This is a genomic window from Allobosea sp. (genome assembly GCF_017308015.1).
Classification (GTDB): Bacteria; Pseudomonadota; Alphaproteobacteria; order Rhizobiales; family Beijerinckiaceae; genus Allobosea.
The window spans coordinates 104784-121789 of the sequence record NZ_JAFKFW010000012.1; the positions used below are offsets into that span (position 1 = coordinate 104784).

Below are 17006 nucleotides of genomic sequence, written 5' to 3' on the forward strand. Positions count from 1 at the left end.
GCCGCTCGACGAGATCGAACGCGACATCGCGGCGAATACGCGCGCCTTCGTCGTAGGCCCCTACATGCAGAAGCGGGGCGTCTCCGTCGACGCCAACCAGCGTTCCTTCGCGGCGCGGCTCGACGAGGCCGTCGGCCTCGCGGCTGCGATCGACCTGACGGTCGTCGAACCGGTGCAGGTGCTGCTGACCGCGCTACGCCCCGCGACCTATCTCGGCAAGGGCAAGGTCGAGGAGCTGGCCGAACGGATCGAGATCGAGGATATCGGGCTCGTCGTCATGGACTGCGCCCTGTCGCCGGTCCAGCAGCGCAATCTCGAAAAGGCCTTCGGCTGCAAGGTCATCGATCGCACCGGCCTGATCCTCGAAATCTTCGGGCGGCGCGCCCGCACCAAGGAAGGCGCGCTTCAGGTCGAGCTGGCGCATCTCAACTACCAGAAAAGCCGGCTCGTGCGATCCTGGACCCACCTTGAGCGCCAGCGCGGCGGCTTCGGCTTCCTCGGCGGCCCCGGCGAAACCCAGATCGAAGCCGACCGGCGCATCATCCAGGAGCGGATGACCAAGATCGAGCGCGATCTGGAGCAGGTGAAGCGCACCCGCTCGCTGCATCGCGCCAGCCGGAAACGCGTGCCTTATCCGATCGTTGCACTGGTCGGCTACACCAATGCCGGCAAGTCGACGCTGTTCAACCGGCTGACTTCCGCGGAGGTGCTGGCGCAGGACATGCTCTTCGCCACGCTGGATCCGACGGCACGCGCGATCAAGCTGCCCCACGGCGCCCGCATCATGCTCTCCGACACGGTCGGTTTCATCTCGGACCTGCCGACGCAGCTCGTCGCGGCCTTTCGCGCCACGCTGGAGGATGCGATCGAGGCCGACGTGCTTCTGCATGTTCGCGACGTCGCGCATGAGGATACCCAGGCTCAGGCTGCCGACGTGCAGGCGATCCTGCGCGATCTCGGCATCAATCCGGATGATGGCCAACGCGTCATCGAGGTCTGGAACAAGGCCGACCTGCTCGAACCGGCCGAGCGCGAGCGCCAGCTCGGCATCGCGACGCTTCGGCCGGACGGATCGCGCCCGGTTCTCGTCTCGGCGCTGACCGGCGAAGGCATCGAGCGACTGACACGCGCGATCGAGGCGCGGATCGCACTGAGCCGACCGGTCTACAGGCTGGAGCTCGAGCCCGGAGACGGCAAGTCGCTCGCCTGGCTGCATGCCAATGGCGAAATCCTCGAACGCGAGGATGGCGAAGAGGGCGGGCTGAAGCTTGTCGTGCGCCTGCCGCTCGAGCGGGAAGGGGCCTTCACAGCGCGGTTTCCCGAGGCTGAGCGGCAGGGATAAGCCCTGCTGCGGCTAACCGGCGGCCTTCTCCAGCTTCTTCACCGCCTGCCAGAGCGCTTCCATCTCGTCGAGGCGGGCCTCCTTCGCTGTCCGACCCTCGGCTTCCAGCGCCTCCTCGATCGCCCTGAAGCGGCGTTCGAACTTGGCGTTGGCAGCGGCGAGGCAGCCTTCCGGATCGGCATCGGCATGGCGGGCAAGATTGGCGACGACGAAGAGCAGGTCGCCGATCTCCTCATGGATCGCGGCCTTGTCGCCTCCAGCCAGGGCCTCGTCGATTTCGGCCGTCTCTTCCCGGATCTTGTCGAGCACGAGACGGGCATCGTTCCAATCGAAGCCGACGGTGGAGGCCCTCGCCTGCAGTTTCCAGGCGCGGGTGAGGGCGGGCAGGGTATGCGGCACGCCGGCCAGCACGCCGCGCTCCTCGGTCTGCGGCGGCAGGCCGGTGGCTGCCCGCGCCGCCGCCTTGGCGGCCTTCTCCTCGGCCTTGATCCGGTGCCAGAGCGTCTTCACCTCGGCCGGGGAGAGATCGCGCGCGTCGCCGAACACATGCGGATGCCGGCGGATCAGTTTGCCGGTGATAGCCTCGACCACGTCGGGAAAGGCAAAGGAGCCCTCCTCCTGCGCCATGCGGGCATGGAACACCACCTGCAGCAGGAGGTCGCCGAGTTCGTCCTTGAGGTCGAGCCTGTCGCCGCGGGCGATCGCATCCGCGACCTCATAGGCCTCCTCGACCGTATAGGGCGAGACCGAGGCGAAATCCTGCTCAAGGTCCCAGGGGCAGCCGGTCCCCGGCGTGCGCAGCGCGGCCATGATCGCGATCAGGCCATCGATCTCGCGAGAAGGCTTCAACGCTGCATATCTCCGTGAAATCAGGCGGAGCATTGCGCGAAAAGGCGGAGACCGGTTTTTCGCTGAGGCAATGCGCAAAACTTTGATAATCCTCCTCCCATGATTCAAGCCACCCCGTCCATCGCGATCGATGAGAGCGAGATCGAGGAAAGCTTCGTGCGCGCCTCCGGCCCGGGGGGGCAGCACGTCAACAAGGTGTCGAGCGCGGTGCAGATCCGCTTCGACGCGCGCCGCTCTCCGTCGCTGCCGAACGATGTCGCGATCCGGCTGATGAAGCTCGCCGGCAGCAAGCTGACGCAGGACGGCGTGATCGTCATCGTCGCCCAGACGCATCGCAGCCAGAAGCGCAACCGCGAGGAGGCGGTGGAGCGCCTGCTGGAACTGATTCGGGCGGCCGCCGTGCGCCCGCAGGTCCGGCGCGCGACGAAGCCGACCAAAGCCTCGAAGGAACGCCGGCTCGCCTCCAAGGAGAAGCGCTCCGGCGTCAAGGCCGGCCGGCAGAAGCCGGTATCCGACTAGCATGCCGGAGCAGGAAGATCGGCGAGGGCAGGGCGCACGCCCTGCCCGAACGCCGCGGCGGATCACACCCGAATATCTCCAGCGCGCAGCGATGCATTATCTTGAGCGCTATTCCGCGCCGGCGGCGCAATTGCGCAGGGTTCTGGCACGCAAGATCGCCTTGAGCTGTCGCCATCATGGCGAAGAGCCGGCCATGCACGCTGCTGCTCTCGACGATGTGGTGGCGCGGTGCATCTCCTCCGGGCTTGTGGACGATCGCCGTTTCGCCGAGGCGCGGGCGGCGACACTCAGGCGCCGGGGACGTTCGACGCGCGCCGTTGCCGCAACGCTGGCCGCGAAAGGCGTGGGCCGCGAACTCGCCGAACGGGCCAGCCGCACCGGCGAGGAGGAGGAACTGGCCGCGGCTCGCAAGGCCGCGAAGCGCAAGCGGCTCGGTCCGTGGTCTCGTGGTGACCGCGCCGCGAGCCGCCAGAAGGATCTCGCCGCGATGGCGCGAGCCGGCTTCACGATCGCGGTCGCCCGCGCCGTGATCGACGGCTGGGAGGAGGAAGATGCAAACGGCGCGCTGCTCTGAAGGTCTGGCGCGTCGCGTCAGGCCGGGATGCAACGCTGCTTCGTCGCATCCCAGACACCGTCCTGACAGGGTACTGTCGCGAAGTCGATGAGGAACCCCACCGCCAGCAGCGCGGCAAAAGCGGCGAGCGCAATCAGCATGCCGATCACGGCCAGCCTCACCACGCTCCAGCCCTCAGGCATCGCGCTCCGCATTCAGGCCAATGCGACAAGGAAGGGGCCCGCAACCGCAAGCCTCACTCCAGCTTGACCTGCGCTTCCTTGACGACGTTGCCCCAGCGCTCGACCTCGGCCGTGACAAATTTGCCGAAATCCTCACCGGAGAGGGTGGGCATCGGCGAACCGCTCTTCTTCCAGACGGCCTCGATCGTCGGCGTCCTGAGTGCTTTCTGCACCTCTTCGCGCATCTTCGTCACGATCTCCGGGGGCGTGGTCTTGGGCGCCCAGAGCGCGTACCAGGTCGAGACTTCGAAGCCTTCCAGACCGGCTTCCCTGGCTGTCGGCACGTCCGGTACGGCTTCGGAGCGGGTTGGGGCGGCGACGGCCAGTGCCCGCAACGCGCCGCTCTGGATCTGCGCGGCCGAAGAGCCGAGGCCATCGAACAGCAGGTCGACCTGACCGGCAATGGTGTCCTGCAGCGCCGGTCCGGCGCCGCGATAGGGCACATGGGTCAGCTTGGTCTTTGTCGAGATCTGGAAGAGCTCGCCGGCGAGGTGATGCGTCGTGCCGTTGCCGGCGGAGGCATAGTTCAGCTTCTCCGGGTTCTTCCGGGCGAACTCGACGAGTTCCGCCACCGTCTTGGCCTGGACCTTGCCGGGGTGGACCACGATGACCTGCGGCGGCTGGGCGATGACCGCGATCGGGATGAAGTCGGTCCGGATGTTGTAGTCGAGCTTCGGATAGAGTGCCGGCGCGATGGCATGATGAGCCGCCCCGACGAAGAAGGTGTAGCCGTCCGGTTTGGCCTTCGCCGCGGCGGATGCGCCGACCGTGCCGCCGGCGCCGCCGCGATTCTCGATGACGATGCGCTGGCCAAGCTGCTGGTCGAGCTGGGCGGCGAGAGGTCTGGCAAAGGTGTCGGTGCCGCCGCCGGCGGGGAAGGGCACGATGAAGGTGATCGGCCGTTGCGGCCAGGTATCGGCCAGCGCCGGCGCAGCCGCGAGCAGCGCAAAGGCGGCGGTCGCGAGGATCAGGTCCCGTTTCGTCGTCATTGTGGATGCTTCTCCCTTGAGGCGGCGTGTGTCGGCCCTGCCTTCGTGGCGGGCAGGGTTCCGGAGCAGAGGGCAGGGATGCGGAGCGGATCGTCGCACGGACTCATGCCGGGTCTGGCTGACGCCATCCGGATGCCTGGAAGCATCCCCGGCCCATCGGGCCGGGGGCAGGATTGGAACGGAGGCCGGACGGATAACCCGGCCTCCCCGGCCTGGGCCGCGATCAGCTACGATACCAGCTCGCCAGGTTCCAGGTCGTCACCTCCCAGCCGGAGATGTCGGGCGTGAGGTTGTTGGCAGAGGCACCGACGACCGTGCGCGACAGGATCGGCAGGATGACGTTGGCCTCGCAGAAGATCTCGTTGACCTTGATCAGCAGCGCGGCGCGCTTGGCCGGATCGAGTTCCTTCTGCGCGGCCTTGTAGGCCTCGTCCGCAGCCGGATCGGACCAGCGCGAGACGTTGCGACCGAGCCACTTGTTCTCCTTGTTGGCGATCTCCCAGGAGACGAGCTGGTTGAGGAAGCGCTCCGGATCGGGCTGCGGCTGCGTCGTGGTATACATCTCCATGTCGCAGTACAGCTTGGTGTAGGTGTCGGGGTTGGCAACGTCCGACGAGAAATACACCGAAGCGGTGACCGACTTCAGTTCCAGGTCGATGCCGGCGCGCTGGCAGGCCTGCTTGATGATGGCCTGGGTCTTCTGGCGCGGGGCGTTGATCGAGGTCTGGAAGACGTATTTGAGCTTCTTGCCGTCCTTCTCGCGAATGCCGTCGGCGCCCTTCTTCCAGCCGGCCTCGTCGAGGATCTTGTTCGCCTTGTCGATGTTGAACTCGTATTTGAGCTTGGTCGACTTGAACTGCTTGGGCTCGTTGACGAAGCTCGCCGTCGCGACGCCGCCGCGGCCGTAGATGAATTTCTCGATCGAGTCGCGGTCGATCAGCAGGTTCATCGCCTGGCGCACGGCGGGGTCGCTGAGCGAGGGATGCTTGGTCTTGACGCTGGAGCGCTCGCCATCGACCTCGGTCCACGGATCGGTCGTGTTCAGGATGATGAACTCGACGTCGCCGCCCTTGACCGCCACGACCTTGCCGCGGCCGCCGGCCTCCATGCGCTTGAGGACCTCGTCCTCGACCTGCAGGTTCCAGGCATAGTCGTATTCGCCGGTCTGCAGCACGGCGCGCGCCGCCGAGACCGCGTCACCGCCGCCCTTGACCTCGAGCGTGTCGAACTGCGGCTTGTTCTTGACGTGATAGCCTTCGTTGCGTGCGCCGAGCACGATATCGCCGGGCTTGAAATCGACGAATTTGTAGGGGCCGGTACCGACGGGCTTCAGGTTGGCCGGAGCTTCGCGCGACTTCGCACCCTTGTACTCGCCGAAATGGTGCTTCGGGATGATCATGCCGGCGACGCCGACGAAGGGATCGGCCCAGAACGGCGTGGCTTCCTTGAAGATCACCTTGATGGTGTGGCTGTCGATCTTCTCGACCTTGATATTGGCATAGGAGCCGGTGGTGTAGGCGGCAGTCGCGGGGTCCGCGGCATATTCCCAGGTGAAGACGGCGTCGTCGGCCGTGAACGGCTTGCCGTCATGCCATTGCACGTCCTTCTTCAGCTTCCAGGTCACTTCCTTGCCGTCGGCGGAGAGGCCGCCATTGGTCTTGCTCGGTATTTCCGCGGCGAGCTGCGGGATCAGGTTGCCTTCCTTGTCCCAGCCGGCGAGCGGCTCGTAGAAGATGCGCGACGCGATCTGGTCCTTGGTGCCCGAAGCGAAATGCGGGTTGAGCAGGGTCGGAGCCTGCCAGAGCAGGATCTTCAGCGGCCCTCCGCCGCCGGCCTTGGTCGGCTTGTAGGTATCGGCCGGCTGGGCCATCGCGACGTCGTTCCAGGCGAGAATCTGGGTTGCGATCGGCGCCGTGATGCCAACCGCTGCCATCTTCTGGATGAAGGATCGTCGCGATAGCGAACCGTCCTTCACGCCTGCGACCAGGCCGCGGATTTCCTCTTCCTTCATGGGTTCCCTCCACCTTTTCAGCGAATTGGTGCCTCCGGCATTCGATGCCGTGTCGTTGTTGGCGCGTCAGCAATGCATGGCCGGGCGCAGGCGTCCAGTCTGCGAGTGGAGCGACCATGCCGGCAATGCGTTACGTCACCCGACTAAGCACGTAGTGGCCGGCGCTATCGCAGCGCGGTGACACGGCCGGAAGGAGCGTCTATCGAACGCGGAAAAGGCCGGATGAGCGCAATTTTACGCTCTGGATTGAATGCAATTTGAGAATTCAGGCCCAATCATCTTCCCGCGAACATCTGGCTGCGGGGTTTTATGTTCACGCGATATATTACGTTCATCTTCCTCATCGGATTGAGCGCACTGTTCTTTACCAGCGGGCGCTCTGCCCCGATGGGCGATGGTGCCCGGAAAGATCCGCTCGACAGTGTCACGACGTCGGATCTGGGGCCGGTGCCGCTTCCGCCGGCTTGATGACGGACAAGCGGAAGTCGAACCTGTCGATCTCGGCAAGGTCGATGCTGCGTCGTTCGGCAGCGGGAATCAGAAGGGCCGCATGACGCGGACCGCGCGGGCCCAGGAAGACCGGCAGCGGCTCTTCCGCGGCAAACCCTTCTTTCCACGGCGGCCGGCACCCGACGCGTTGGCGGAAGGGGTGTCCGCATATCTGCGTTCCGCCGTCATTCGCGATTGAACGGTATAATCCAATTTATTGGAGTAATATCAGCTATTTAAATTCCGTCGTTATACGCCATTGCTCAACGCGGCATCGGGCCCTACAAACATTCTCGCTGGGGTAACCGCTGGGGTAGAAATGGCTGAGAGCCTGAAGCGACTCACGCTCAAGAACGTGTTTAGCCTGAGCCAGGGTCGGCACGCAGACGGCGGAAACCTCTATCTCGTAGTCGACGCCAGCGGCGCCCGTCGCTGGCTCTTTATGTTCCGTTGGCAGGGCAAGCAGAGGGAAATGGGCCTGGGCGGCATCAGGCCCGCCGAAGATCCCAAGGCGGTACTGGAGCGGGGCAGGGCGGCTGCTGATTCGGCCCGCAAGCTTCTTGCCGCCGGCATCAATCCGTTGGACGCAAGGCGCTCCGGCTCAATCAGCCCCGAAATCCCGACGTTTGGCGAATTCGCGGAGAGCTACGTCGAGACGATGTCTCCCGGCTGGCGAAACCCGAAGCACATCGCACAATGGAAATCGACGCTCGGGATCGTGGAAGCAGTCGAGAGCAAAATCAGGATCAACGCAAAGGCGCAGGCCGAGCACCTGGTCGGGCTCAAGGCTTTACGCGCAACCTCTGTCAGCGAGGTCGGGACGGATCACGTCCTGCAAGTCCTCTCGCCCATCTGGCAGCTCAAACCCGAAACTGCCTCCCGCCTCCGCGGGCGGATCGAAGCCGTCCTCGCCGCAGCAACGGCCAAGGGGCACCGCTCAGGCCCGAATCCGGCTCAGTGGCGCAATCATCTCGATACGCTACTCTCGCGGCGCCGGAAGGCCTTGGCAGGGCATCACGCGGCCATGCCCTACAAGGACGTCCCGGCCTTCCTGAAGCGCCTCAGCGAGCAAGAGGGAAGGGCGGCGCCTTGCCTCGAGTTCACGATCCTGACGGCCGCCCGGTCGGGAGAGGCGCTCGGTGCGACATGGGCGGAGATCGACCTGCAGGCGAAGGTCTGGACGGTGCCCGGAGAGCGCATGAAAGGCGGGCGCCCCCATCGTGTCCCGCTTTGCGATCGCGCGCTCGTTATCCTGAACGATATGCGTGAGATCCGAGAAGTCGACGGGCCAACCGCGCTCGTGTTTCAGGGCATGAAGCGCGGCAAGCCGCAGTCCAATATGGCCATGGCGATGCTGCTCCGACGCATGGGGCAGCATGACGCCACTGTGCATGGCTTCCGATCGAGCTTCCGAGATTGGGCAGGCGAGGAGACGGCTTTTCCGCGCGAGGTGGCAGAGGCGGCCCTTGCGCACATCGTCGGCGACGAAACGGAGCGCGCCTATCGCCGCGGTGATGCCTTATCGAAGCGGCGCGAGCTGATGGATGCGTGGTCGACGTTCTGCGCCGGTGCCAAACCCGAGGCGGCGTCTTCGCCACCGGCCAAACAAAACGAGACCGCGAAAGCCAAGCGCCCCAAAACTAGGAAGCAGGGCGAGCAAGGGGAGCAGGGATGGCTAGATTTGTAGCGACCGGTGAGCTGGTCGCTGGCTGCGTTGCCTATACTTAGATCGCGGCGCAGCGCGAGTTGCATCTCCAGTCCCCCGTCGGCGGCACCATGGCCGACTTCAAGCGCCGCACCGGCCCGACGCCGACCGACATGTACTCGACGAGCCTGGGCCGGAAGCTTGTCGTCAATGGCCCGGCTGGAACGATCGCCATTCCTGGCCGCTACGGCTTGCGGCTGATCGCGCGGCGGTGACGGCAGCGCTCGTGCCGGAGGCTCCCCATTTCCAACCAAATCCAGTCCGTGGCGTGAATTGCCTTCGTTCCGAGCGCAGAGTATCACTTCAGCGTAAAATGAGCGCCGATAGCTGTTTGAGGGCATAAAATTGACTGCTGAATTTTCAAGGTCGAAAGTATATCCTGGGGCATACAAGGTTGATCAAGATTTAATTAATAGAATTATCTCCCTTGCTTCCACTTACACAAAATCTGAATGCACGATAACATTTACTTTGTCCGATGGATCTAAGCTTAAGTCGAAGATTCTTTCTTCCATTCTTCAAGACACATCCATAGCTCCATCTTTTATTAAAAATATATCTATCGAATCTGCCTCAATATCTGATGTGTTTAGGTCGTTTTCTGTTACTTTTGGCGAGAGCTTGTTTTCATCAAAGTGTAGAATTGATATTTCTGGTTCAAGGTCAGAATCTATGACAACCATATCTGAATTAGATAATCTCCTATCAGCGTCAGAAACTGCTTATAGTTTTATAGATAAAATATCAAATTTTAGATCAAAATCTATTATATCATTGATTGTTTCCATTATATTTGCTTATTATTCAATTTCAAAAGGGGCGATCAATAACGCTGACATATTTATTCTTATCTCAACAATTGGCGTTATGTTTTATGCCGTCATATCCGCAGTGGAGAGTATGAAAAATTTTTTCTTCCCTCCGATAAGTTTTGCGTTTGGGGCGAACGTTGTGGTGGAGCGACGGAGGCAAGCGGTTTTTCGGAACCTGTTCTGGGGGGTCCTTGTTGCCGGCGTCCTAGGCATAGCCGTAAACATCGTCACGAAGTAACTGCCAGAGCAGAGCTACAGATGGGCTGAGCAAAATGGCCTTCCCTGCTGTTCCTCTCCTGATGGTGCTTCGGTGTAGCCGGTTCTAGGGGGGCGGATTCGCGGACGTGGATCGATCTGCGCGTTTCGCATTTGCCCGCCTTGCGACCGCCTGCTTCTGGGCCTCGTTCCTTGCGGATGCGTCTTGGTAGCGTTGATGATTGAAATACCAGAAAAATATTCCCAAGAAAAAAGTCACGATAGATCCATATCGTGCCCAGTGTATAATCGGCGTCAGACGGATAACTCGATCCGATTCGAAATTTGCCTTACCCAAATTTTTAATATTATCGGCATGCCGATTGACTATTTCGTCCGACTCTGACCGGATCTTGTCCCAGCGTTTTATGATTGATTCTCGTTGATTTTCATTTAAATCTTCTTTGATTAATTCTTCGAAGTATTTTGTTTTGTCCTTCATGATATCAATTTGGAAGGCGAGGGAATCGTTATTCGCTCTTAATATGCTAGAGCTACGAGAGTACTCTGAAACTACTGAATCTTCCTGCCAAATCGAAAAACAAAATACTGCAGCGCTGGCGAGCGTTACAAATTTATACAGATTATCAGTCGGAATATTCGGAAGGTCCACGCTTGATCCCCTATATCCGACCAATAGCCGCTTTAGATTAAGGCCGCATAGCCGAATCGAATCCACGATAGCGCTACTCGAGGCTTTCGCCATTGCTTTCTAGGCATCAGTGCAGCTTCAACAGCCGCGGTGCAGATTGTTACATTTACTCGAATTGGTCGCCTCCCAAGCTGTGAGTGAACGGGCACCTGGGTTGATGTTGACGGCCCGCGGGGCGGCGGCCCTTAGGGCGTCATCTGAAAGATGAGCCTGCGCCTGGCCGGTGTGGGCCAGTGTGGGCGAGACTGCGATCGCCCAGATTGCGCCAAGGCGCTCCAGCCAGAGGAGGCGATCCGCGCCATTGGGCTGGCGGAAGAGATACCAGCCAGCGCTGAGGGTTTCTTGAGGCAAGCCGGGGGCGGCTGCCGGAACGGTGGTGTTCGGCATCATAGACCTCCAATTTGGTTTTGAAACGCAACTTCTGACGTGCGTTAACCAAACAATGCGATTTGGTTCTTGTCAACGCCTATCTTGTTGTGGCACACAAATTCTCGAACTTGGAGAATAGATATGCTCACGACAGGGTATCAGTTGAAAGCCGCTCGCGCGCTGCTGGGGCTCGAGCAAACTCAGGTCGCAGCAATGGTTGGCGTCAGCGTCAACACCATCCGAAACATGGAGGCGTCTGGCGCATTCGAGATTGCCGGACGATCCGCCAACGTCCGAGCGGTACAGCGCGCTCTAGAGGCTGCCGGCGTTGAGTTTCTGAACCATGGCAACCCCGGTGTCCGGGTAAGCCTGGAAGGGCGAGCAATCGTGGACATTCAATCCGCTGATGACCATCTTTCCGTGCCCCTGGAGATCAACAGCTTCGTGCGGATCTCGGCCGCCGATGAAGGCCTCCGTCGCGATCTGGAGGTGCGCGGCTTTCTAGCGATCAAATCCGATGGCCAGCACCATCTCATGCGACGGGATTTCTCGGACGGGGCGATCAAGACCGATCGGTAGCCTTGGAGCGGTAGGCTGAAAGGTCTCTGGATTTCGCGATACCATCGGCACGGGAACGCGCTGCGCTCCGTTTGTGAAGCTCGATCAATCCCTCCTCGAGTCGCTCGAATAGCGGCAGGTAAATCTCACCGTAGAGGTCGACGAGCTGCGCGGCGACGATTAGCGCGCGCTCTCCTTGGTCGAGCGTGACCGTCCGAGAGCCGTGCTTCCTCTTCATGATGCGACCCTCCTAGGTCTACATCATATCCTTGTCGCCACGCTGCGCCGAGACCACCTGCAGCAGCGCGGTCCGCACCCCGTCAGAGACTACGAAGCGCTGGGGAGGCTGCCAGGCGGCGAATTCTGCCGGATCGATCGTAGGCGCACCGGGCGGCCGCAATGCGGCCAAAGCGGCGTCGCGCTGCGCCTGGAGCCAAGCGCGCTCCTTGTCGTCCGATACGTAGCGCACGGGCAGCGCACGGCCGGTCCAATGGATCGTCTTGTCATCGAAGATGGTGCAGTCGAAGGCGCGCAACCGCTTCAGCGCGACCTTGAACATCACGCGGCCCGTCTCGGTATCTCGCGACAGGCCGCGAGCGCGGGCATCGTGAAGCAGATCGATTCTCGCCACAGGAGAACGGCGCGCGATCTCCCTGAGCATCCAATCTTGCAAGCCGGTGCCGGGAGGCTCGCGACGTCGAACAGCGCGAGGCGACGGCCGATCAGCCTCGGCCATGTTTGTTCAAGGGGTGCTGGAGGGCTTCCTGGATCGTCATGCCGGTGGCATCTTCCGACCACTGGACCATGGCAGCCGTCATGCCCTGTGCGGCTGCTGTGGCCGCCGCCAGCCCGTACGCCGTCTCGATCCGCCGGAGCTCGTCTTTGACGAAGGCGGCGGCCTCGCGCTGAACCGCCGCGAGCTGCTCTTCTGAATGCCCAGCCATCACGCCAGTTCCACGCCAAGGTCGGAGAATGCGGCCTGGGCGACCTCCTGAATTTTCTGTTCAAGCATCTGCATGACCGTCTCGCCGACTGCCGTCGGATCGCTGACGCCGGTGATGTGGAAGGTGCTGCCCCCGATCGAGATCGAACCAACGCCGGACGCTCCACCCTTGCCAGCTTTCAGGCGGCGAGGGTCGATGATCCGACCATCCTCGGTGGGCTGGTAGAACTCCTCGCCGAACTCATTCACCCGGTACAGGTTGCCCGCCGCGACGGAACCGCCGGAGGCGCGCGCAGGGACGGATGGATCAGTGGACTTGGTATCGGGCGACACCGTCACCGGAATCTGGATGCCGGACCTGGCGCGGGCGCGTAGGCTCTCCATCAGCGTTTCCATGGCCTGTACGGCGGTCTGAGACCCCGCCACGATGCCATCCGCCAGGCTCTTTACCAGCCCGTCGCCCATGCCGGAGGTGCCGGCGGAGATGCGGTTTCGGACCTCCTGAGCATCGCCCTCGAGTCGGTCTAGATCTGGATTGGGTTCGTCAGCTCGGGACGGGTGCGTGCGCTTCTTCACGCCGGAAATCTGAGACTGGATGCCGTTGAGCTGCTCCGCAAGGCTGAAGACGGAGGCCGCATCGCGTGGGGTGTAGTTCTTGCCGGTGGCAGACTGTCCGACCACATCGGCCGTGGCCTTGCCGGCTAGAGCCGCCTCTATGGCGAGCCAGGCTGTACCAGCCGCGCCGCCGAGGATACCCCCGCGGGCGCCGCCCCGGAGGAAGCCACCGATCGCGCCAGCAATGCCGCCACCCTGCCAGAGAGCCGCGGCTGCCCGGATCGAACCGACGATGCCAGCCCCCGCGGCCGCACTGGTCGCCACGGTACTGGCTTTCTTCGCGACTTCGGGATTGTCCCGCATCTTGACCGCCAGGCTGTTCACGGCGTCGGTGAAGGTGTTGAGGCCGGCGGTCGCCATCGGCAGGGCTGGAGCAGCGAGCGCGGCGGCGGCGTTGGCCAAGCTGTTTATCGCCCCGGCGCCAGCGACGAACGGGTCTTCCTTTCGGGCTTCCTCGGCCGCGCCGAGGCCCTTGGCGCCCTTGTACATCTTGCGATTGCGGCGGATTTGATCAGCCTGGAGGATGAACTTGCTGGCTACCTCAGCCGCATTGCGCTCGCTGAAGAGCGGGATGAGGAAGTCGATCATGGATTCCGAGCTGGTCATGTCGACGCCGGATTTCTCCATCAGCGGCGCGATATGCTTCTGGGTCCATTCGAACGGGTCGGAGATGAAATCCTTGCGATCGATCAGGGTGCCCTTCTTGTCACGAAGGCCGGCCTTTTTCTGATTGCCCAGCGTTTCCTTCTTGATCCGGCCACCGGCCATTTGCTGGAAATAGGTCGCGAGCGCCGTACCGGCGCCAGGCCCGCCAAGCTCCTGCATCAGCGAGGGGGCGGCGCCTGCAATGAAGTCGTCGGAAAAGCCGCTGCCGGCCATCTTCGCCCGGCGATAAAACGACAGATAATCCGAGGCGGAGAGCTGCTTTCCTTCGACCTGAACGGCCTTCGTATAGTTCTCGAGGAATGCTCTGAAGCGGGCGGGATTGTCCTGAAGTCCCGCGATGTCTGCGCTCTTGAGGATCTGATCCAGATCGCCGTCCCCGTTGCCGCCGGTCGCGCTCTGGATCGCAACGCGGGCGCGGATGATGTCCGGCAGAAGCTCCAGTCCCTTGCCGACATCACCGGTCAGGTTCCGGGCGCCACGCGCCAGCTCGCGAATGTCGACGCGCGAGACGCTCGGATATTTCGTGGCGAGGGTATCGGAGCTGGCGGAAATCCGGGCGATCTCCTCAGCCGAAAGGCCGGAAATGCTCTGTCGGAAGGTTTCCCGCTTATCGTTTGCTCCTGCGATCGCGGTCCCGCGAATGACGCGGCCTGTGCCGTGAACCCCGCCGTACACACCGACTGCTGCCGCGCCCATGCGGATGCCCTTGCGCGCGATGCTTGCCGGCCGTGACATATCTTCGCGCCAGCGGGCCCGCTCCGCGCGGGCAATTTGCATGTCAGTGATTATCTGGTTTCGCCAAGCCCGTTGGGCCTCAAGAACGGTCGCACCGTATCGACGGGTACCGGGCGCATTGAGTGTTCGCTGAAGGTCTAGCCAGCTATCCTTGATTTTCGCGAACTCCCGCGTTGCGGGCTTTAGCTTCAGCAGCTCTTTAGAAAAGCCGCTGCCCCATCCGAGGGAGTTGCTCCCAAGCGCGGCCGCCATCTCCTGGGCTGATACTCGGACCCGTTGAGCGTCCCGCTGGAAATCCTTCGACCATTTCGCGCTGTTCATCTTGGACGCGAATGAGCTGGCGCTGTCGCCAAGGCCTTTCAGATTGCCCGCGAGCGCCTTGGCATTTCGGGACGCATCATCACGAAGCGCGACGACGAGCTGAGCAAGGATGGAGCGTGGCACGGGCTAGGCCTCCTATCAGGACTGCGCGGTGGCAGGAGGCGGGTCGGCGGCGAGAGCCGCCGCACTATTGGCCAAATCGTTCAGCGCTCCGGTAGCGGCAGATATGGGGTCAGGTGCGAGCTCGACCGTATCCAGCGCGCGCCGGATGCGGCGCGGAAGCATTTCCGTAGCGACGCGGTTCAGCTCTTCGAAATCGTCGGGGTCGAGCGCGTCCAGAACCTCGGGAGGTTGATCGAACATCGGCAGGCGGACTTCCTTGCCGCCGGCAGCCGCGGCGACGAACTCCTCGACCTCGGCCGAGGTCATCCGCCGGACGGTGACCTCGCTGATGATCGTTCCGTCCGCGAGTTCTGCTGGATACTCGAGAGACACGGTGCGCGCGCGATTGCCGCTCAGGGCGACGACGGTGGCGGCGGGGGTTTCGGTCATTTCGGGATCTCCGATGAGGAAAGAGCGCCGGCCGGGGTCCGATGCCACCCGGCCGGCCAGCCCTCGCAGCGGCCATCAACCAGTCCGCTACAGGGCATTCGAAACGGTGCCCAGCCAGGCCCATGACCTGCCTGGCTGGGCTCGCGATCACCCCGATCGAGAAACGGGGCGCGCGCATCTGATTAGCTGGCCTTGCGGAAGAGGCCGCCGGCCTTGGCGGGCTTCGCGACGGCCTGGAGCTCGGCCAGCGGCGCGAGAAGGATATCCACCCTCGCATCCAGTCGGCGCTGCTCGTGGTTTCCGATCGCGGCGTCGATTTCGCGGAGTGAAAGCTCCTCGTCTATCTCCGCCGCCTCCAGTGCTTCGTCGATCGCGGTGAGGCGATTGGCGCGCTGCTCCTCGGTCATGTCGCCAGCGCGTATGCTTTCGAGCGCAACGGCGCGCAGGGCGTCCGGGTCACAGGCCGCCCAGAACGCGAACGCGTCGGCGGCCGCGTGGCGATTGAACGTCGAGCTCGTGAACCCGCCACCCGGCGAGTTGAGATAAGCAAAAAAGCCGCTTGCGTGCTCCTTTGCCTTGGCAATCTCTGCGTCCAGCCGACGCGTGATCGTTTCCGCGTCGACCGGCGCGGCCCTGACAGCGTCGCCTTCAGCCTTCAGGCGAGAAATTGCCTCGCGATGCTTCTCGATTGTGGTGCGCAAGTTTCCAAGCATCGGTCACATCCGCGTTGAGGGGCCAGGTGCCGCCGCGGGCGGCCTGGCTGGCTTCAGGCCGTTTTCCACCCGGATTCGCGCCTCGTCCGCCTGCTCCATCTGTTTTGCATGTTCGTAAATGCGCTGCCCGATGTTGCCCGTATATGCACCGAAGCGTTCGGCGGCCTGCGTGTCAGCACCGATGCGACGAAGTTCCGCTTCGACCTTGTTGTGCCGGGCCAGCTCGCTGTCGCTGAGGTAAGCGAGCACCCCAAGGTCAGCGTCGTCCTGAAATGGCTTTTGGCTGGTGCCGAGGCGCTGCCGAGCTACGACAAGCAGATCATCCCGATCGGCTCGCGCACCGGCTGCTTCATCGGTAAGTTGGCGCACGACGGCGAAATGGGCGCCAGACCGGCGGCGATAGCCGGCAAGGATATCGGGATCGACGCTGAATACCCTCACTGGAGCACCGCCACGGTTGCCGCCTCGGCCACGGCCGCAAGCACGGCCGGCGAAGGATGGTCCTCGGACGCCGCACCCAGACAACCGACTGCAACATCGGCCGGCAGGTCTGTCTTCATGGCTAGGTAGAGTGCCAGCTTTGTATTGGCCTTGGCCTCGTCGCTCCTCATGATTGCTTTGAAGCGCGCTCTTCCGAGCGCGACGCCTTCAGCGAAAGCCTCCGCATACGCCTGCTGAATGAGACGTTCGCTCTCCTCCTTTGTGACTGAATCCATCAGGCGGCGCTCGACTTGACGGCGTTGGGTCCAAGTCTGACACCTTCCGCAGCCATCGCCTTCGACCAGCCGGTTTTGTGACTGGCCTTCACTCCAGAGGGTGTGCTGCCGAAATCGACGAAGCCTTCAGGGCCAGCAGCCTCGGCCTTTCGCTCCGAATAGGTTTGGCCGTCACCGCCCGCAGCAGCGGAGCGCTGGGCATATGACTGGGTCGGCGTCGCCTTCGGGCTGGCCGCCAGCAGGCCAACAGCCTCGGCCGCCGACATGCTGGTCTCCAGCGCCAGATAATTCGCCTGAGCCTCTCGGCCCGCGGCGTGCGAGGAAGAGGTGATTTCCTTGATGCGCGTGCGCTCGGAGGCGCGAATTTCGACTTCATCCATCGGGCTTGAACCTTCGATTT

General features: G+C 62.7%; 22 protein-coding genes. 7 read left to right on the forward strand and 15 right to left on the reverse strand.

Annotated elements, in window-relative coordinates:
- The first annotated feature begins 13 nt into the window (after nucleotides 1–13).
- Nucleotides 14–1342 carry a GTPase HflX gene (gene hflX / locus J0I42_RS12170; RefSeq protein WP_465247677.1) on the forward strand — a complete coding sequence of 443 codons (1329 nt, stop codon included), beginning with the start codon at nucleotides 14–16 and terminating at the stop codon, nucleotides 1340–1342.
- 12 nt (nucleotides 1343–1354) lie between these two features.
- Here hflX and mazG read toward each other — a convergent pair whose 3' ends face one another.
- A complete protein-coding gene (mazG, locus tag J0I42_RS12175) occupies nucleotides 1355–2191 on the reverse strand; it encodes a nucleoside triphosphate pyrophosphohydrolase (protein ID WP_291655098.1) in 837 nt (278 codons plus the stop codon).
- Nucleotides 2192–2290: 99 nt separating this feature from the next.
- Between mazG and arfB the strand changes: the two genes are divergently transcribed.
- Both arfB and J0I42_RS12185 read left to right on the forward strand, forming a co-directional pair.
- Nucleotides 2291–2710: an alternative ribosome rescue aminoacyl-tRNA hydrolase ArfB gene (arfB, locus tag J0I42_RS12180; protein WP_291655099.1), complete on the forward strand. Its 420-nt coding sequence runs from the start codon at nucleotides 2291–2293 to the stop codon at nucleotides 2708–2710.
- A 193-nt stretch (nucleotides 2711–2903) separates the two neighbouring features.
- A complete protein-coding gene (locus J0I42_RS12185) occupies nucleotides 2904–3284 on the forward strand; it encodes a regulatory protein RecX (protein WP_291655100.1) in 381 nt (126 codons plus the stop codon).
- A gap of 17 nt (nucleotides 3285–3301) precedes the next feature.
- Here the strand turns inward: J0I42_RS12185 and J0I42_RS12190 are convergent, their stop codons facing one another.
- The 3 genes from J0I42_RS12190 to J0I42_RS12200 all read right to left on the reverse strand — a co-directional run bounded on the left by J0I42_RS12190 (nucleotide 3302) and on the right by J0I42_RS12200 (nucleotide 6505).
- On the reverse strand, nucleotides 3302–3466 hold the full coding sequence (locus tag J0I42_RS12190; protein ID WP_291655101.1) for a hypothetical protein: 165 nt from the start codon (nucleotides 3464–3466) through the stop codon (nucleotides 3302–3304).
- 53 nt (nucleotides 3467–3519) lie between these two features.
- Entirely contained in the window at nucleotides 3520–4494 is a 975-nt protein-coding gene (locus tag J0I42_RS12195) for a Bug family tripartite tricarboxylate transporter substrate binding protein (RefSeq protein WP_291655102.1), read from the reverse strand.
- Nucleotides 4495–4717: 223 nt separating this feature from the next.
- Complete coding sequence (locus J0I42_RS12200; RefSeq protein WP_291655103.1) at nucleotides 4718–6505, reverse strand: peptide ABC transporter substrate-binding protein; 1788 nt, start codon at nucleotides 6503–6505, stop codon at nucleotides 4718–4720.
- Between the two features lie 394 nt (nucleotides 6506–6899).
- On the opposite strand from J0I42_RS12200, the gene J0I42_RS12205 reads away from it, so the two are divergent.
- The 3 genes from J0I42_RS12205 (at nucleotide 6900) to J0I42_RS12215 (ending at nucleotide 8914) form a co-directional block, all read left to right on the forward strand.
- Nucleotides 6900–7193 carry a hypothetical protein gene (locus J0I42_RS12205; RefSeq protein WP_291655104.1) on the forward strand — a complete coding sequence of 98 codons (294 nt, stop codon included), beginning with the start codon at nucleotides 6900–6902 and terminating at the stop codon, nucleotides 7191–7193.
- Nucleotides 7194–7313: 120 nt separating this feature from the next.
- On the forward strand, nucleotides 7314–8681 hold the full coding sequence (locus tag J0I42_RS12210) for a tyrosine-type recombinase/integrase (RefSeq protein WP_291655105.1): 1368 nt from the start codon (nucleotides 7314–7316) through the stop codon (nucleotides 8679–8681).
- An 89-nt stretch (nucleotides 8682–8770) separates the two neighbouring features.
- Nucleotides 8771–8914: a hypothetical protein gene (locus J0I42_RS12215; protein ID WP_291655106.1), complete on the forward strand. Its 144-nt coding sequence runs from the start codon at nucleotides 8771–8773 to the stop codon at nucleotides 8912–8914.
- 919 nt (nucleotides 8915–9833) lie between these two features.
- Here J0I42_RS12215 and J0I42_RS12220 read toward each other — a convergent pair.
- Both J0I42_RS12220 and J0I42_RS12225 read right to left on the reverse strand, forming a co-directional pair.
- Complete coding sequence (locus J0I42_RS12220) at nucleotides 9834–10379, reverse strand: hypothetical protein (RefSeq protein WP_291655107.1); 546 nt, start codon at nucleotides 10377–10379, stop codon at nucleotides 9834–9836.
- 117 nt (nucleotides 10380–10496) lie between these two features.
- Complete coding sequence (locus J0I42_RS12225) at nucleotides 10497–10805, reverse strand: hypothetical protein (protein WP_291655108.1); 309 nt, start codon at nucleotides 10803–10805, stop codon at nucleotides 10497–10499.
- A 123-nt stretch (nucleotides 10806–10928) separates the two neighbouring features.
- Here J0I42_RS12225 and J0I42_RS24010 point away from each other — a divergent pair, with 123 nt between their 5' ends.
- A complete protein-coding gene (locus J0I42_RS24010; protein ID WP_366509829.1) occupies nucleotides 10929–11366 on the forward strand; it encodes a helix-turn-helix domain-containing protein in 438 nt (145 codons plus the stop codon).
- Here J0I42_RS24010 and J0I42_RS12235 read toward each other — a convergent pair.
- The 9 genes from J0I42_RS12235 to J0I42_RS12275 form a co-directional block, all read right to left on the reverse strand.
- On the reverse strand, nucleotides 11350–11583 hold the full coding sequence (locus J0I42_RS12235; RefSeq protein WP_291655109.1) for a hypothetical protein: 234 nt from the start codon (nucleotides 11581–11583) through the stop codon (nucleotides 11350–11352). The two genes, J0I42_RS24010 and J0I42_RS12235, sit on opposite strands and share 17 nt — an antisense overlap.
- A gap of 18 nt (nucleotides 11584–11601) precedes the next feature.
- On the reverse strand, nucleotides 11602–11904 hold the full coding sequence (locus J0I42_RS12240; protein WP_291655110.1) for a hypothetical protein: 303 nt from the start codon (nucleotides 11902–11904) through the stop codon (nucleotides 11602–11604).
- 163 nt (nucleotides 11905–12067) lie between these two features.
- Nucleotides 12068–12289 carry a hypothetical protein gene (locus J0I42_RS12245; protein WP_291655111.1) on the reverse strand — a complete coding sequence of 74 codons (222 nt, stop codon included), beginning with the start codon at nucleotides 12287–12289 and terminating at the stop codon, nucleotides 12068–12070.
- The gene (locus tag J0I42_RS12250) at nucleotides 12289–14748 is read right to left on the reverse strand and encodes a hypothetical protein (protein WP_291655112.1); all 2460 of its coding nucleotides are present in this window, start codon (nucleotides 14746–14748) and stop codon (nucleotides 12289–12291) included. Before J0I42_RS12250 ends, J0I42_RS12245 begins: the two co-directional genes overlap by 1 nt.
- Before the next feature lie 15 nt (nucleotides 14749–14763).
- On the reverse strand, nucleotides 14764–15177 hold the full coding sequence (locus J0I42_RS12255) for a phage tail assembly protein (protein ID WP_291655113.1): 414 nt from the start codon (nucleotides 15175–15177) through the stop codon (nucleotides 14764–14766).
- 182 nt (nucleotides 15178–15359) lie between these two features.
- Nucleotides 15360–15890, reverse strand: a complete 531-nt coding sequence (locus tag J0I42_RS12260) for a hypothetical protein (protein ID WP_291655114.1) — start codon at nucleotides 15888–15890, stop codon at nucleotides 15360–15362.
- A gap of 3 nt (nucleotides 15891–15893) precedes the next feature.
- Nucleotides 15894–16331, reverse strand: a complete 438-nt coding sequence (locus J0I42_RS12265) for a hypothetical protein (RefSeq protein WP_291655115.1) — start codon at nucleotides 16329–16331, stop codon at nucleotides 15894–15896.
- Nucleotides 16328–16606 (reverse strand): hypothetical protein, encoded by a 279-nt coding sequence (locus J0I42_RS12270; RefSeq protein WP_291655116.1) that lies wholly within the window; start codon nucleotides 16604–16606, stop codon nucleotides 16328–16330. The genes J0I42_RS12265 and J0I42_RS12270 overlap by 4 nt, the downstream gene beginning before the upstream one ends.
- Complete coding sequence (locus J0I42_RS12275) at nucleotides 16606–16986, reverse strand: hypothetical protein (protein ID WP_291655117.1); 381 nt, start codon at nucleotides 16984–16986, stop codon at nucleotides 16606–16608. Before J0I42_RS12275 ends, J0I42_RS12270 begins: the two co-directional genes overlap by 1 nt.
- Between the last annotated feature and the right edge of the window lie 20 nt (nucleotides 16987–17006).

Coding starts and splice junctions, on each gene's coding strand:
- J0I42_RS12235 (WP_291655109.1), bottom strand. CDS start 11,583: ATGAAGAGGAAGCACGGCTCTCGGACGGTCACGCTCGACCAAGGAGAG.
- J0I42_RS12260 (WP_291655114.1), bottom strand. CDS start 15,890: ATGCTTGGAAACTTGCGCACCACAATCGAGAAGCATCGCGAGGCAATT.
- J0I42_RS12270 (WP_291655116.1), bottom strand. CDS start 16,606: ATGGATTCAGTCACAAAGGAGGAGAGCGAACGTCTCATTCAGCAGGCG.
- J0I42_RS12275 (WP_291655117.1), bottom strand. CDS start 16,986: ATGGATGAAGTCGAAATTCGCGCCTCCGAGCGCACGCGCATCAAGGAA.
- J0I42_RS12205 (WP_291655104.1), top strand. CDS start 6,900: ATGGTGCCCGGAAAGATCCGCTCGACAGTGTCACGACGTCGGATCTGG.
- J0I42_RS12195 (WP_291655102.1), bottom strand. CDS start 4,494: ATGACGACGAAACGGGACCTGATCCTCGCGACCGCCGCCTTTGCGCTG.
- J0I42_RS12240 (WP_291655110.1), bottom strand. CDS start 11,904: ATGTTCAAGGTCGCGCTGAAGCGGTTGCGCGCCTTCGACTGCACCATC.
- J0I42_RS12185 (WP_291655100.1), top strand. CDS start 2,904: ATGCACGCTGCTGCTCTCGACGATGTGGTGGCGCGGTGCATCTCCTCC.
- J0I42_RS12215 (WP_291655106.1), top strand. CDS start 8,771: ATGGCCGACTTCAAGCGCCGCACCGGCCCGACGCCGACCGACATGTAC.
- J0I42_RS12210 (WP_291655105.1), top strand. CDS start 7,314: ATGGCTGAGAGCCTGAAGCGACTCACGCTCAAGAACGTGTTTAGCCTG.
- J0I42_RS12200 (WP_291655103.1), bottom strand. CDS start 6,505: ATGAAGGAAGAGGAAATCCGCGGCCTGGTCGCAGGCGTGAAGGACGGT.
- J0I42_RS24010 (WP_366509829.1), top strand. CDS start 10,929: ATGCTCACGACAGGGTATCAGTTGAAAGCCGCTCGCGCGCTGCTGGGG.
- J0I42_RS12225 (WP_291655108.1), bottom strand. CDS start 10,805: ATGCCGAACACCACCGTTCCGGCAGCCGCCCCCGGCTTGCCTCAAGAA.
- J0I42_RS12190 (WP_291655101.1), bottom strand. CDS start 3,466: ATGCCTGAGGGCTGGAGCGTGGTGAGGCTGGCCGTGATCGGCATGCTG.
- arfB (WP_291655099.1), top strand. CDS start 2,291: ATGATTCAAGCCACCCCGTCCATCGCGATCGATGAGAGCGAGATCGAG.
- J0I42_RS12255 (WP_291655113.1), bottom strand. CDS start 15,177: ATGACCGAAACCCCCGCCGCCACCGTCGTCGCCCTGAGCGGCAATCGC.
- J0I42_RS12245 (WP_291655111.1), bottom strand. CDS start 12,289: ATGGCTGGGCATTCAGAAGAGCAGCTCGCGGCGGTTCAGCGCGAGGCC.